General features: G+C 44.6%; 11 protein-coding genes. 7 read left to right on the top strand and 4 right to left on the bottom strand.

Annotation, left to right across the window (positions count from 1 at the left end; translation table 11 throughout):
• Positions 1–12: 12 nt before the first annotated feature.
• The 7 genes from B3157_RS10215 (at position 13) to B3157_RS10185 (ending at position 11622) form a co-directional block, all read left to right on the top strand.
• Positions 13–2223 carry a GumC family protein gene (locus tag B3157_RS10215; RefSeq protein WP_292590351.1) on the top strand — a complete coding sequence of 737 codons (2211 nt, stop codon included), beginning with the start codon at positions 13–15 and terminating at the stop codon, positions 2221–2223.
• A gap of 102 nt (positions 2224–2325) precedes the next feature.
• Complete coding sequence (locus B3157_RS10210) at positions 2326–5100, top strand: O-antigen ligase family protein (RefSeq protein ID WP_292590350.1); 2775 nt, start codon at positions 2326–2328, stop codon at positions 5098–5100.
• Positions 5101–5160: 60 nt separating this feature from the next.
• Positions 5161–7068, top strand: a complete 1908-nt coding sequence (gene metG / locus B3157_RS10205; RefSeq protein ID WP_292590348.1) for a methionine--tRNA ligase — start codon at positions 5161–5163, stop codon at positions 7066–7068.
• Between the two features lie 22 nt (positions 7069–7090).
• Complete coding sequence (gyrA, locus tag B3157_RS10200) at positions 7091–9517, top strand: DNA gyrase subunit A (RefSeq protein ID WP_214079209.1); 2427 nt, start codon at positions 7091–7093, stop codon at positions 9515–9517.
• A gap of 31 nt (positions 9518–9548) precedes the next feature.
• Positions 9549–10175, top strand: coding sequence for a transcriptional repressor LexA (gene lexA, locus B3157_RS10195; protein WP_099828772.1), 627 nt, complete (start codon positions 9549–9551; stop codon positions 10173–10175).
• Between the two features lie 26 nt (positions 10176–10201).
• Positions 10202–10663: a ribose 5-phosphate isomerase B gene (rpiB, locus tag B3157_RS10190; protein ID WP_292590346.1), complete on the top strand. Its 462-nt coding sequence runs from the start codon at positions 10202–10204 to the stop codon at positions 10661–10663.
• Positions 10660–11622, top strand: a complete 963-nt coding sequence (locus tag B3157_RS10185) for a histone deacetylase family protein (protein WP_292590344.1) — start codon at positions 10660–10662, stop codon at positions 11620–11622. The genes rpiB and B3157_RS10185 overlap by 4 nt, the downstream gene beginning before the upstream one ends.
• A 53-nt stretch (positions 11623–11675) precedes the next feature.
• Here the strand turns inward: B3157_RS10185 and B3157_RS10180 are convergent, their stop codons facing one another.
• From B3157_RS10180 to B3157_RS10165, 4 genes are read right to left on the bottom strand one after another with little or no spacing between them, the layout of a single operon-like run.
• A complete protein-coding gene (locus B3157_RS10180) occupies positions 11676–14147 on the bottom strand; it encodes a POTRA domain-containing protein (protein WP_292590343.1) in 2472 nt (823 codons plus the stop codon).
• Entirely contained in the window at positions 14137–14700 is a 564-nt protein-coding gene (locus B3157_RS10175; protein ID WP_292590342.1) for an ATP-binding protein, read from the bottom strand. The genes B3157_RS10180 and B3157_RS10175 overlap by 11 nt, the downstream gene beginning before the upstream one ends.
• On the bottom strand, positions 14691–15410 hold the full coding sequence (locus B3157_RS10170; protein ID WP_292590341.1) for a PHP domain-containing protein: 720 nt from the start codon (positions 15408–15410) through the stop codon (positions 14691–14693). The genes B3157_RS10175 and B3157_RS10170 overlap by 10 nt, the downstream gene beginning before the upstream one ends.
• Positions 15411–15416: 6 nt before the next feature.
• Positions 15417–15752, bottom strand: coding sequence for an iron-sulfur binding hydrogenase (locus tag B3157_RS10165; RefSeq protein ID WP_214060629.1), 336 nt, complete (start codon positions 15750–15752; stop codon positions 15417–15419).

Genomic DNA, 15752 nt, shown 5'->3' with positions numbered 1-15752 from the left:
GGAGGTGCTTTCGTGAGCGAGTTCGAGGGCAGCGATTATAGGGAACTAACTCTTGAAGACATTTTTAGAATGTTTAAGAAGCGAATGGTTCTCTTCGTTTCTATTGTACTTGCAGTAGTTGTTGTCACAGGCGTTTATCTCATTTTCGCTACGCCAATTTATGAAGCCAGCGTCACCATCAAGGTCGATCCAACCTCTCAATCATCTGTGGGGGATCTCTTTAGTAGTTCCCTTACAGGGAGCTCGGGATCGAATATCTCAACCGAGGTTGAACTTATTAAGAGCAGGACGAACATCGAAGAGATAATCGAAGTGCTCGGGTTGGTCGACAGAGTATATTCAGAAGAGACGAAGGCTCGGCTACTATCGGAAGGTTATTCGGACCGTGATCTAGTAGCTTCACTCACGCGAAGTATTTCATCAATGATAACTGTCTCACCTGTTAAGGATACCAGGATTGTCAGAGTCTCAGTTCAGAACAAGGACCCCGTTCTTGCGAGGGATATCGCCAATACCCTAGCCGAGGTTTACAATACCAAACTGGCAGAATTGTCAAAAAGAGACCTGACAAGAAAACGTGAATTCATTGAGGCACAGATCCCACTTCTGGAGAGCGATCTGAACGAGGCTACCGATAAGATAAAGCAGTTCAAAGAAGAAACAGGCATCTACGTACTCGACAAGCATGCCGATCAACTATTCCAAATGCTCAGCAACTATGACAAGCAGCACAACGAACTGATGATCTCCGCTGAAGAGAAGAAAGCAGAAATCGAAACTTACCAGAGTATGCTCGACGATTTTGACAGCACTGATTCAAAGAGCATAAAGGCACTTTGGGTTCAAACATCTGAGAGTTTTTCCGTAAACCCCGTGCTTACCAGTCTAAGACAGAGCCTTGCAACTCTTCAAGTTGAGCTTGCTTCGCTGGAGGAGCAATATCCAAAAACTGACCCTAGAGTGAGATCGAAAATCACAGAGATTTCGAAGACTGAGAGTTTGATTGCAGAACAGATTCAAAACGAGTTCATAATCTCAGGCCAGGGCATGACCTTGAATCCTGCGTACCAGCAGATAATAACTGGCGTCATCAGTTCAGAAGCAGGATTTCAAATCCTTCAAGCTTCGATTCAGGCAGTCGGTCTTTTGAGGGACCAGTATCAATCTGAACTGAGAAACCTGCCGGCAAAGGAGCAACAGCTGCTCGATCTTGAGAGGCAGATAGCAGTTAAAGAGAGCCTCTACACCTTGCTTCTGGAGAGACTTGAGGAGGCAAAGATCAGTGAAGCTGCCGTAGTTGGAAACGCTGCAATTGTCGACCCCGCGACCGTGCCTCAGTCGCCGGTGAAACCCAACAAGAAACTATCTCTGGCCATTGGAGGAGTTTTGGGGATCTTTCTTGGAATGCTAATGGTCTTTCTTGCCGAGTACCTCGACAAAACTCTCAAGACAGAGGAAGAGATAGAACGTTTCAGTAGGCAGCCGATAATCGGAAGAATTCCGAGTATCGAAGGAACAAGCGAAGAAATGTATGTCGAGAAAAACCCGACCGCCCCTTCTTCAGAATCGATAAAGCTTGCAGCAAGCAATCTCTCTTTCACGATGGGCGAGGGAAAGACAGTGGCAGTTACATCGGTTCTCCCTACTGAGGGAAAGAGTTTTGTAATTGCAAATATCGCCTATTCAATGGCAAACAGCGGTCAAAGAGTAGTCCTCTTGGACCTTGATCTGCGTCGCCCCAGGGTCGAAAAGATACTTAAAGCTGGCAAGAGAACCAAGGGCGCGGTGGATGTGATAATGGGAACTGCCTCAATTGATGAAGTTGTCGAGAACTACGCTGAAAACATGGATTTCATAGGGGTGGGAAGCATTCCCCCGAATCCCACAATAGTCCTTTCGTCGAAAAGGATCGACACTCTCCTTTCTGAACTGAAGCAGAGATATGACAGGGTTCTGATAGATATGCCACCGGCGGTTGTCACTTCAGACGTTTCTTTGGTGGGAAACAAGTTAGACGGAATCGTGCTAGTTGTTAGGCCCGGAAAGGCAATAAAAGATGGCTTGAGAATAGTTGTGGAGAATCTCAAGACCGTGGGAGTGAAGATTCTTGGAGTAATAGTCAATGGAGTAGATGAGAAGAATTCAAGCTATTACTACCACTACTATTACTATTACAACGAAGAAGGAAAAAGAAAAAAGAGAAGGAAGAGGACCAGCAAGTAGATGTTTCAGGCAATAACGTTGCTTTTTGGCAAGCTATGAAGACAACATATTGAGAAGGTATCTCTTTGTAGAATTCTAATCTCATTTTTCGAGGTGGTCTTAATGACGGAGAAGAAACACCTAATAGACTTCGAAACCATTGTTTATCTGATTCTGACTCTGTTTATTCCTTTGTTTGTCACCAAGGGATTCACACACGAGCCTTCAACCGGAAAACATCTCTTCTACGTTGTCGGATTCACAGTAATCTTCCTTTCTGTGTTTATTAGGAAGAGAGAGGTTTTGATGCGGTTTGGGTACGTACATCTGGCCTTTTTCGGAATCGGAATCGCTGCCTTACTCTCGTTGATTGTGGTTTCGATGGACAATCCTCAGTACTTCAGGTACTCTTTGGAGATTGCTCTTTATGTTGTGTTCCTTTCCTTCACCGCGATCTATATTTCCAGTAAATGGGACTCCGTCGAGAAGATTGAAGTAATTATGCTGTTCTTCTTGATTGGAGCAGCCGTTGTCGCAGCTGATGCACTCCTTAACTTCTACCTGGGATTTGACATTTTTCTAGGCAAGGTCGGAGAACCTTTTGCAAGAGCCTCCGCTAGATCGACTATTGGAAACCCGAATTTCGTCTCTGATTACATGGGCATGACAATTCCTATGATCTTCTATTTCCTGATCTCCAGAAGACCACTCGGGATTCTGTTCAAGAGTGCAAGAAGTCAACTTATCCTTAAGATAATCATGCTGGTATTCTTGATTCCGATGGTAGCCTCTGTATTTGTATCACAGACGAGAACGGTAATAACTGCGATATTCATAGGCAATCTACTATTCTTGCTATTGTACTTCTTCTTGAGGAAAGGAAAGAAGCCAGAAGCTCTGGAAACCTCTGAAGAGAAGAAGTTGAAAAGACTCTCACTCATCTTTCTTCTGTTGGCTCTAGTAATCATAGCCGTATTGTCATATCTTTATCTCACACCATCTCCCCTGACCGGCGACGGAAAAATCAATATCACTGCCAGACTTGAATATGTATTAACTTCCTCTGGATCGTGGAAAGAGAGGTTCTCAGCATGGTACAACTCGCTTTTCCAGTGGCTCGATGATACCAATAAGCTGAGAATTCCTTTCGGGAGTGGAATCGGAACGTTTCAGCTGTATCATCTCTTATACAGTCCTCAAGTACTTAACCATAGTCCTGACTTCATGCCTGTATGGAATAATTTCAAGAGGACTCACAACGACTACGTCCAGGGTCTGGGAGAGATGGGAATCATCGGCCTCCTCTTCATTGTATTGATGGTCGGCCTACTGGTCTTCAGGTACGTAAAAAACTTGTTCAGAATAGACAATAAGAGGGATCTGCTGCTTTATGGCTCCCTGGGAGCGGGAATATTTTCCCTGGCAGTTCACAGTTTCTTTGAATTTCCTCTCCACATGCAGCCAAATCTTATGCTGGCCATCTTTTTGGGATCTATCGCCGTTGGAAAGTACTTCAATCCAGATCTGAAGGAAAGAAAGCTTCCAAGAGTTCCTGCTGTGATTGCCTTGTTCGCTATAGCCGCCGTACTGATCTTCCTGAAGACGTCGGCGTTTCTTGGAGAGGGCTTCTTCAGAATTGGACAAACTAACCAGCAGTATTATCTTGCTTACTATAATCAAGCACAGAACATCAATCTAAGTGCTCTTCAGCAAATCAAGAATGAGATCAGCACTTTCTCTGGCAACTACGCTCACCTGCAAGATGTCGCGAGTTATATGAATGTGAAGGGAAGCGAGATCCGATCGAAGTATCCTGGCGCCAATCAAATCGATCTTCTTGAGCTAGCTGAAAAAGAGAGACAGAGCGAGATCAGAAAACTATTGGATGAGATAAACAATCGAATAAACCAGTACAACTTCTATATTTCCAAGGCGGCGGAGTTCTATGATAAGGCATTAGCCGATTTCAAACTTTCAAACAGACTGTATCCCGTATTTGGCAAACCCTTATGGTATATTGCAGGCCTGGGAACAAAGGCACAGCGACTTGAGACAGCGAGAGACAACCCGGAGCTCATGAAATCGATTCTAACAGGGAAGGATGAGTATTCCTCTGACATAATACTTGAGTTCAAGGGAGATCCCGAAATAATTCCGGTTCATAGAACAAGCATTAGAACTCTTCCGTTCGCTGAGTTCTTCCAGAAGCACGCTTCGGTTTTCGACAATCCTGAACTTGTGTCGGGCTTACAGCTTTACTTCATTACACAGATTCAGATGATACTCGATGCTGCCGACTACTATGAATCATCTGTTATACTGTTCAGCGAGCGCCAGACGCCAAGGATTCTTGGCCGCCTATACACAAGCTTGAATAGCGAACTCAAGAAGTACTTCAACTTCATCAATTCTAGAGAAAGCACTGTGGTCTCTGCCTTTGGAGAAAGCGGAGAGTTCAGGCAGATAATCATAGATCTGGTATACGAAAGTGGTGATCGAGCAACTTACTGGTTTGATCTTGCGATCACTCTTCTTCCCGGCACATGGAACAGATACCCGGACTGGGAGGACATCTACATTGAATATTTGAACTCAATACCCTCGATTGTTGATTCTATAGATGCACAGAAACTGAAGATACTTGAGGTTGTCCGGAAACACGTATGGGCCTGTGAGAACATGGGACCGGCAACTCCAGACGAAACACTGCAATTCGCAGTACAGTGGGGCAGATCAAATCTATCTGGAGAAGAATTAAGTAGCTTCGAGCAAAATCTGAAAAATATTTACGAAAGAGTGGTCAATCTAAATAGGGATCTGATTGAGAAGACGCCCAATCTTCCAGAGAAAACCGTTGATCAGATACAAAGCTTAATCTCGCTCTTCGAAACGCTTTGAGTGATTTTCCCTGGTATACATTTAGCTAGGTAAATGATATAATACTTCTGGAGGTGTCCTGTGAAGAAGTTCTATGTTACCACGCCAATATACTACATAAATAGTGAGCCTCACATTGGCTCTGCCTATACTACAATAATTGCAGATGTAATTGCCAGATACAGGAGACTCTCCGGCTATGAAGTATTCTTCCTCACTGGCACCGATGAGCACGGTCAAAAGGTCTTGAATGAAGCGCTAACGAGAAATATCAATGCTCAGGAATACTGCAATATAATGGCCGCCAAATTTAGAAAGCTCTGGAAAGATCTTGAATTGACGAACGATGGGTTCGTGAGAACTACTGATGAGAATCACATGAGAGCCGTGCAGGAATTCGTTTCACGACTAAAGGAAAACGGTGATATTTATAAGGGGAGATATGAAGGGTGGTACTGCATACCAGATGAAACTTTCTGGAATGAGGAAGATCTGAAGGAAGGAAAGACTTGCCCAGAATGTGGTCGCGAAGTGAAATGGGTGAGTGAAGAGAACTACTTTTTTAGACTTTCTAAGTACAATGATCCTCTTCTCAAACTCTACAAAGAGAACCCTGAATTTGTCCAACCGGATTTTAGAAGAAATGAAATGCTGAAAATTCTCGAATCCGGGCTGAAGGATTTAAGTATAACGAGAACGTCTTTCAATTGGGGGGTACCGATGCCTGACGATCCAGAACACGTGATTTATGTTTGGGTGGACGCGCTGATAAACTACTTGAGTGCAATCGAGTTCCCGAATGATCACGACTCCTTTGAACGGTATTGGCCCGCCGATGTGCATCTGATTGGAAAGGAGATAAATCGTTTTCACTCGATTATTTGGCCAGCTATGCTTATGTCTGCTGGAATCTCTTTGCCTAAGCAGGTTTATGCCCACGGATGGCTAACAATTAATGGTCAGAAGATCTCCAAGTCATTGGGAAACGCGATAAGTCCGATGACCTTTGTCAAGGTTTACGGTAACGACGCTCTGAGATACTACCTCCTAAGGGACATCCAGTTTGGTCGCGATGGCGACTTTTCCGAAGACAACCTTATTGGCAGGATCAACGCAGATCTTGCAAACGATCTGGGTAATCTTCTGCATAGAACAGTCGTTATGATTCAGAAGTTCAATGACGGAGTTGTTCCTGAAAGAGGCGTAGAAGAGATGGTTGATGAGTCCCTTAAAGAGCTTTCGGAAAGCACCTTTTCCACATATGTGGACTCAATGGATAGACTCAGGTTCACACAGGCACTTGAAAGTGTCTGGGAACTCATAAGATATGGTAACAAATACATCGATCTGACTGAGCCATGGAAGCTCGGGAAAGACAACGAAAAGAAAAAGAGACTAGACACTGTCCTGCACAATCTTGTTTGTGTTCTTGGAAATGTGTCGTTAATGATTGAACCGGTTATGTTCAATACTGCAAAGGAGATTCGAAAACGATTAGGTATTGAGTCGAGAATGACTCTTCAAGACCTTGACTGGGCCGATCCGTATTCTGGAAGTAGAGTCAGTCACGGTGAACCGATTTTTCCGAGAATTGACATAGAAAAACATAAGAAGGTGACAGATTTGAACGGTCAGGATACTAAGCCCGAAACTGAAAATAACGTTCTAATATCAATCGACGAATTCACCAGGGTTGAACTTAGGGTGGCGGCTGTAATTGAGGCGGAGAACGTTCCGAAATCCAAGAAACTTGTCAAGTTGCAGCTCGATCTAGGTGAACTTGGCAAGCGGCAGGTCGTAGCTGGAATCGCTCAATTCTACAGCCCGGAAGAATTGGTCGGTCTGAAGGTGGTGGTGGTCGCTAATCTTCAACCTGCAAAACTGATGGGGATTGAGTCAAACGGGATGCTTCTTGCCGCAAAGATAGGAAATGCGCTTTCACTGCTAACTGTTCATAAGGATCTGCTTCCAGGCGCCAAAGTCTCATGACAAGTAGAGGAGGAATAAGTCTTTGCCCGAAGAAATTATCCACAAGAATATTGATGATGAACTGATTAATTCATACATGCTCTACTCTATGAGCGTTATAGTAGGGAGAGCGATTCCGGATCTGCGCGATGGTCTGAAACCTGTTCAGAGAAGGATTCTTTTCGGGATGTCGGAATTGGGTCTTCGCCATAATCAGAGTTTCAAGAAAAGCGCTCGTATAGTCGGAGAAGTCATGGGAAAGTTCCATCCCCACGGCGATGCTGCCATTTACGACGCTCTAGTGAGAATGGCTCAACCATTCTCTATGCGTTATCCTCTTGTCGAAGGGCAGGGCAACTTCGGATCAGTCGATAGAGATCCTCCTGCTGCAATGAGGTATACCGAAGCACGAATGCAAACTCTTGCAGAAGAATTGCTTCAGGACATCGATAAGAGCACCGTACCGATGATGCCGAATTTCGATGGGTCTCTTTCAGAACCTGATGTGCTTCCTACGAAAATCCCAAACCTACTCCTGAATGGCACTTCTGGAATTGCCGTGGGAATGATGACGAGCATACCACCACACAACCTAATCGAAATCGTTGATTCCCTAAATCTGCTGATAAAGGATCCAGATTGTACGGTTTCCGATCTCTTGAAATTCGTGAAGGGACCGGATTTTCCTACTGGCGGAATGATAATGGATGCTGGATCCATCCCTTCAATATATGAGGAGGGGAAAGGAAGAATCACCGTTAGAGCTATTGCCGAGATTGAAGAGTCAGGTGGAAGTCCTCAAATAGTTGTCCATGAGATACCTTACAACACATCGAAGGCAGATCTAATTCAGCAGATAGTTAGCGCAACTCAGAACCACCGCGACCTTCAGATAAGAAACATAAGGGATGAGTCCGATCAAAAAGGGCTCAGGGTAGTTATTGAACTGAAACGCGGTGCCGATCCTAACGTAGTCCTTAATCTTCTTTTCAAGCATACACAGCTTCAAACAACCTTTAGCGTGAACATGCTGGTTATCGACGAGAAGAAGCGCCCAAGAGTAATGAATCTTAAGCAAATACTTCAGGGCTTTCTTTTTCACCGGTTCAATGTAATTAGAGCAAAGACTGAATACGATCTTGAGCAAGCATCCAGAAGAGCTCACATTGTAGAGGGGCTGACGAAGGCGACAAGATCTATTGATACAGTTGTAGACATAATAAGGAATTCGGCTAATACGGAAGAGGCATCCAGGAATCTGATGGAAACACTTGAAGTAACTGAGGAGCAAAGCGCCGCGATTCTAGACATGCGAATGGGTAAGCTTACAGGAATGGAAATCGAGAAGCTTCTCGGTGAGTACAGGGATTTGGTAGCCAAGATCAACGAGTACAGATTGATTCTAGGAAGTGATGAAAAGGTCTATGAGATCATTGTTAAGGAGCTCGATGAAATAAAGACCAAGTACGGAGATGCTAGACGCACTAGGATTGATTTGGGCAATGGAAGGGATTTTGACATCGAAGACATGATTCCGGATGAAGAGATCGTCTTGATGGTAACAAAGAAGGGGTACATAAAATCTACACCTCTTGAAAGTTACAGAAAGCAAGGGCGTGGTGGCAAAGGCGTCATCGGAGTAAGAACGGGCGAAGAGGATTTCGTTGTCAACATTCTTACAACAACCAGGCTTAGCAAGACAGTTATCATCACATCAAAGGGAAAAGCATACGTACTTAGCAACCACATCATCGATCACTCTTCGAGAGACTCAAAGGGAAAGCTTCTCGCCAACTACATCAAGATCGATCCCGATGAGAACGTACAGGCAGTCCTTTCAACGAGAAAGGAAGAGGTTCAAGGAAAGCATCTGGTTATTACCACTAGATCTGGCAAGATCAAGAAGACGGTATTCGAGGCCTTCCTGAATGTGAGGGTATCTGGAATTAGGGCAATCGGTTTGAACGAGAACGATAGGGTGATAGATGCTTCACTTGCATCAAGGGAAGATGATACCATTATTATTTCAACAAGGAACGGTATGGTAACTAGATTTCCGCTTGTACAGGTACGTGCAATGGGAAGAGGAGCAGCAGGAGTTATGGGCATAAGACTGAAGAAGAATGACGAGGTCGTTGGAGCCAGCATCGTTTCTGCTGACGACAAAAGATTCCTCCTGACAACTACAGAAAAGGGAGGAGGAAAGAGAACCTGCATTTCCGAGTATAGATGCCAGAATCGTGGAGGCATGGGTGTAAAGAACATCTACGGACTCGAGAAGATCGGTCCTGTTGTCGGAACTCTCGTAGTGACCAGCGAAGACGAGATTATTCTTGCGACCAAGTTGGGCATGTCAATAAGAATTCCTATCTCACAAGTTAGACCGACCGGAAGAATAACCAAGGGAGTTAGGATAGTGGACCTAAAAGAAAACGATACCGTCGCTACGATGGCAGTTGTCGTTGATTAGTAACCCAGCCAAGAATAGGGGGTGTAATGAATTGACTCTGACCGAGAAACAAAAGAAGATCCTGGAGTACATTGAGAATTTCATTAAGCTCTATGGTTACCCGCCTAGCATAAGAGATATCTGCAGAGACTTTGAAATATCTTCTCCAAGGGGAGTGGCAAAGCATCTTGAGTCACTTGAGAAGAAGGGTTACATTGAAAGAACCGGCGTTTCTCGAGGAATAAGAGTCTTGAAGAGTCCTGACGGCTCATCGCTTGAACCTGGCGAAGATGTTGTCATGCTCCCTGTTATTGGTAACGTAGCAGCGGGTGAGGCTGTCCAAGCTGTCCAGACTGAGGAAGAGAAAATTCCTGTTCCTTTGTGGATGATAAGAAGAGGTTTTGAATACTACATGCTGAAAGTAACCGGAAACAGCATGATTGACTCTCATATCATGAGCGGTGACTTTGTTATCATTAGAAAACAGGAATGGGCTAATAACGGTGATATTGTTGTGGCCCTAATAGACGACGAGTATGCTACCCTTAAGAGATATGAGAACGAGGGACCTAAGATTAGGCTGGTGCCTTCAAACCCGGAGATGCTTCCAATTGTCGTTGAAGCAAACAGGGTGAAAATCCAGGGACGGCTTTCCGGTGTACTCCGCTGGTACAAATAGCAAAGCCATTTCTAAGGAGTATGAACATGAAAATCGCAGTTGCTTCTGATCACGCTGCCTATCAGCTCAAAGATTTCGTTGTAAACTACATCAGAGAAAAGGGGCATTCAGTGGTCGACTTCGGTCCTGAATCTGGTGAACGATCTGTTGATTACCCAGACTATGCTGATAAGGTATGTAAGTCGGTAACCACCGGAGACTCCGACTTCGGTGTTTTACTATGTGGGACTGGAATTGGCATGTCGATTGCCGCAAACAAATATCGGGGTGTTCGCGCTGCTCTTTGTCTATTTCCGGAAATGGCCGAACTTGCCAGAAGACACAACCACGCTAACGTTCTCGTGCTGGGTGGAAGGTTGATAGGCAGCGAACTCGCCGGTTGGATAGTGGAAGCTTTTCTCACTTCAACTGAAGAGGGCGGACGTCACCAGGTCAGAGTGGACAAGCTTGAGACTGGACCTTCCGGGGACAGGGTGAATGGAAATTGATAACTTACTATGACAGAAGACATCTCTTTCATCTACCTATGAAAGAACTGGAAGACGGTCTTTGGATCGAAAATCCGGACAAACCTGAAAGGATAGAGGCAATCCGCAGCACGCTGGAGACCGCGGGCTTTCGTATTAGGGAACCAAGGGATTACCACTGTTCTCATCTTTATCAGGTGCATACACCAGAATACGTTGAATGGTTAAGAGAAAAGAGTCTCTCAGTATCAAGAGACAGAGAGTACTTCCCCGAGGTCTTTGGATATGACAAACTCTTCGATACTGGCACGCCGGTCACCTCGGGTTGCTATGTTGGAGGGCTTGCTGCCGTTTCCACAGCCTTAAACGCCGTCGATTCAATCCTCGACAGTGAGAGTGTTTCCTATGCTCTTTGCCGACCCCCAGGACATCATGCCGGTATATCGACTGGTGGAGGATACTGCTACTTCAACAATGCAGCAATTGCCGCGCGATACTACCAAAAACACACTAGAGGCTTCGTTGCAATTCTTGACGTCGATTTCCATCACGGAAACGGAACTCAGGAGATCTTCTACTACGACGACACGGTATTCTATGTCTCCATTCATGGCGATCCAAAGATATTCTACCCCTGGATAAGCGGCAACTCTTGGGAGATTGGTTCCGATTCGGGCGAAGGCTTCAACATGAATTTCCCTCTTCCGGGTGGCACAGAGGGACCTGAATATATGCGAACTCTTTCGAAAGCACTTCAGGAAATCGATGATTTTTCCCCTGACTTGCTTATTATTTCTCTTGGAGTTGACAGCCACAAAGACGACGGGATAGGCCATTTCAGTTTGAACAATGAGGACTTCTCAATGATGGGGAAACTCATACAGGAAGTTGATGTTCAAAAGCTTATTGTACAGGAGGGTGGCTACAACCCTGTTGCGAACTCAGAATCTGTGCTTAACTTTTTGACTGCAGTAGTTTAACCTTGACTCACCAATAAAGAAAGCGCGGCTAAAGCCGCGCTTTCTTTATCTTCTTAGAATGCAGGCCCAAAACCAAAGAAGGGAGTTCCATAATACGGCTTGCCATACTTGGAATTCTGTTCAGCAAGGCTCGTGTTGTATCCGTAACCAAGACGAACCAACCCAATCATTGGAATTGATATATCTATGCAAAGACCAAAGTCAGCAAGAAAGTTTCCTCCGATTATGTCCCCGCCCGAACTGTTCCGATAGAAAAGCAAGTCGCCGAACCCAACTATGTCAACAGGTATTGACGATGTTTCCGGTGTCAACGGATATCTCAGCTGGGCAGAACCGACAGTTACACCGTAGGAATTCTGGCCGATACTCTGAGAACCCCTTACCCTAATGAGAGAGTCCGGGCTAAACAGATAGTTTCTGAAGACACCGTTTGAAGAGAGCGGGAAAAGCTGCTGCGTTCTTATTCTGAAGCCAAGAACTGGATCTCCTATTGACATGAAATTCTTGTACTCTGCATATCCCGAAAGGAACAGTTTGTCGTCCTTCCCAAGGATACCTCTAGCAGTGAGGCCGGCAAGATACTCACTTCCCATTGTCGGCCTTAGGATGTCATCTCGGGTAGAGAGCTGATAACTTATCCCAGTAAACAGCCCGTCAAAGCTTTCCGAGACGCTCCCAGTATCGTCGCCAGTCGCAGGCTTGGTCTCTGTAGAAACCTTGCTCTCTGACATAATATACTCATACCCCGCAGTGAACCCAATTTTCTGTCCGGGTGACAGCTTGTAACTTGGAGTAAATGAGAACATGAACTCTGTATCCTGAGAAGCTTTGGTTACTATGGTATCGGTGGAATCGATTGTTGTCGTAAATCCAGTAAATTTCAGTCTGAAGGCCGTGTCCAAGTCAAGCCTGGAACCACCGATCTTGGGAATCGAATAGCCTACAGTGGCATCAAAGGCAGGTCTTCTCGTTGTTGTTTCCGTGGCTCCTTCAGTCACAAAAACTTCTTTGTTGTTGGGCATTGGAACGGTAACACTGAACGTAGTTGAGATATTCTGACCATAACCCCACACATTGAGCAGTCCGAGATCAAGATAAAGATTCAGACCATTCTGCCATCCTCCGCCGCCACCAATCCTGTTGTTTTTATCGGTTTCCATAAGTGTGATCTTCACATCCAATGCATCGCTACCTACAGGAACAGGAGCAATATCCACTTTCGAGAAGTAACCTGTGTTGTTTAGGAAGGCATATGTGTTTCTAAGCTCATCCAAGGACAAAACCTTACCCTTCTCAATGACGATTTTGTCATTGATGAGATAATCCTGAGTCTTCTTTGGACCATCAAATTCAACTGTTACATCTCTCACCAAAGGCTCAGTTATCTTCAGACTGAAGAAGCCGATTTTTTCATCAATTACCGGCTCAATTCTCATAAAGGGATAACCCCTATCGGTGTATAAGTCTTGAACTGCCTGAATTGCCTTTGTCGCAATCTCGTTGTCAACCATCTGACCTTCAGCAAGACCGGTCTGTCTAAGGATTTCTCCTTTCTGCAAGTTAACGCTCCCCTCAATAAAGACACTTCTCAATTCGAATCCCGATTTTACATACTCTATCGGCGTGAAAGTGATACTCATTGATAATGCGCTGCTTTCCCTAACTTCATCGGGAAGCGTCACCTGTCTCACGCTTTTCAGGGCGTTATTCAATGTCACGATCATCGCCTGATAAGTTCTGTCATCGAATCCCCACTGTCCGTTTGAATTAGCATAATAAGTGGAGTAAATCGTCTGAACGACTCTGTTAATGTCTTCGACTCTTGGAACATACTTTTTCTTAGAATTGACCCATCTAATCAGGATCGAAGTATCGTAATACTTTTTCAAATAATCTATCTCCAATCTACTAAGGAGATAGGATTTAGCTTCATCCGATATTGGAGCATCGATCGAAAGCTCCCACAGGAAAGAGATTTTAACTGTAAAAGTGACCTTCACCTTATCAGTAACATTACCTGAAAAAATGTCGGCTCTGTCTTTATCGGTCTCCCACTCTACCCGTACAAACGGTTCTATATAACCGCTTTCAGCCAGTTTGCTCTCTATTGCTTCTAGGGTTAAGGGAATATCATACATCAACCTTGAAGGATTCATAGGTTTGCCACTCTTGATAACTGAAGCAGCTTCGAGTAGAGATGTTTCAACGATTTTCGGACCGTCGAAAACAACTGAAACCTCTACAACAGGGTACTCTTTGACCTGAACTGTCAGAAGTCTGGATGCTTCATCGAAGCTGTGATAAACATCGGAAAAGTAACCACTGTTCTTCACTCTCTCTATCGCCTCTTCAAGTTCAGAACCGCTTATTTCCTTTCCACGCTGAATGTTCAGAATCTCTAGAACTTCGTTGTCTGAGATCACTCTGTTGTCAAGAACAGCGATCCTTGACGGAACGATGCTTGCCAAACCAAACCCACATAGCAAAAGCATACTGAGAATAATCGATAATCTTCTAATGGACATCCGATAAACCTCCCAATGAAATTTCTGCCTCCTGAAGAATTTCAAGAATCATCTTCATTTTGACTGGAAAAACGAAACAGTCGTTCCCCAGAACTTCTCTGAATTGAGCCGAGGAGAAAGAATAACCATCTTCATCTAGAACTCTCTCTATTGTCCAGTCTACATTTTCTTTCATAGTAATCACAGCAAATAGAGTCGATGGGACATCACCTACAGGCTGGCAGTCGACACTTGAAAGAATGAACAGTGCGCTAACCTCTGTACCAATCCCAGGCTCTGAACGAATTTCGAAGTTGCCTCCCGTAGATTCAGCTGCAAACTTCAACATCGGCAAGCCTAATCCGAACTTGACTTTCTTTTTCTTTTCCGTATAGAAAGGATCCATGACTGCTTCCAAAGATTGAGCATTAATCCCCTTACCCCAATCCACAACCGAGAAAAAGAGAGTCTCTTCCTTCCTTTCTTCGATCGTTAACTTCGCTGTTTTTGTTCCAGAATCTACTGAGTTCTGAGCAATATCCAGTATATGGTCGCAGATTGTTCTCAGTCCCATATTATACTCAACGCCCTTCCTGAGGAAAAAATCGCAGTTTTGAACTCCTCGAAGCTTCTTGTGCTGGCCGAAATTGACACCGTGGGCTTGATTAGGTCTAAACTATGTGCATCACTTGAATGTATAATGTTTTTTGTCTGCAGCCCCCGCTTCAGAGTCCGTTCAAAAGAAATCTCCATGGGCACTTCTATACATTCTTCTGGTACAAGTCCGAGCTGCACAATGAGACCCATTTTCCTATCAATATGAGCCATTACTGAAATCCCACCATTCTCTTCTACAGTCTTAAGAGTCTCAGAAATGCTCAGAGAAGCTGGCTGTCCAAGCCAGATTTCCTCCATACCTACAAAAGAATCATTCTCATCCACCAACAACTGATAACCAGATATCTCAGGGTCTATCGTAACTATCGGAAGCTTCTCTCTCTTAAGAAATGCAGAATACCCTTCTGCTGACGAAACATCTGGAAAATATGCTAATACGTGAACATCCTCAAGTGTGTGTACTTCTACGCCGGGGATCACGGAAACCCCCACTTCTTGAAGAACACTGCTGAAAACTCTAACGTTACCCGCACTGTTATGATCCGTAATAGCAATCCAATCGATCCCTCTTGATACACATACTTTTGCAATCTCGCCTGGCGTCATTGTAATTTCGGCACATGGAGAGAGACAGCTATGAATGTGAAAGTCACAAAGAAACTGCAAAACACTTCAGCCCTTCAAACCACTCTCTATTAGCCTGTAAGCAAGATCGAAGGTAGTTTCTTCGCTTTCCATAAGGACGATTCCCGTTTCCTCGGCCTTTCTAATAGTCGCGGCGTCGAAGTGAAGACCATTACACAACACAATTGCTTTGACCCCTACAATAGTGGCAACTGCCAGAATATTCATATGAGACTGAACAGTCAACCAGATAGAATTCGATGGGGCATTTCCCATTACGTCGCTAAGCAAGTCTCCAATGTAAGCATCCGATATGTCAGCCTCAAGAGGTAAGTCTGTGACTACTTTTGTCCCACATTTGTCAACCAGTTCGCTCAATCTCAT

Source organism: Mesotoga sp. UBA5557 (assembly GCF_002425715.1).
GTDB lineage: Bacteria > Thermotogota > Thermotogae > Petrotogales > Kosmotogaceae > Mesotoga.
The sequence above is the reverse complement of the archived record's forward strand: the minus strand, read 5'-3'. Positions and strand labels throughout refer to the sequence as shown.

Excerpts from the sequence above, each read along its gene's own strand:
- B3157_RS10210 (WP_292590350.1), top strand. The coding sequence starts at position 2,326 with ATGACGGAGAAGAAACACCTAATAGACTTCGAAACCATTGTTTATCTG.
- rpiB (WP_292590346.1), top strand. The coding sequence starts at position 10,202 with ATGAAAATCGCAGTTGCTTCTGATCACGCTGCCTATCAGCTCAAAGAT.
- B3157_RS10180 (WP_292590343.1), bottom strand. The coding sequence starts at position 14,147 with ATGTCCATTAGAAGATTATCGATTATTCTCAGTATGCTTTTGCTATGT.
- B3157_RS10175 (WP_292590342.1), bottom strand. The coding sequence starts at position 14,700 with ATGGGACTGAGAACAATCTGCGACCATATACTGGATATTGCTCAGAAC.
- B3157_RS10165 (WP_214060629.1), bottom strand. The coding sequence starts at position 15,752 with ATGAGATTGAGCGAACTGGTTGACAAATGTGGGACAAAAGTAGTCACA.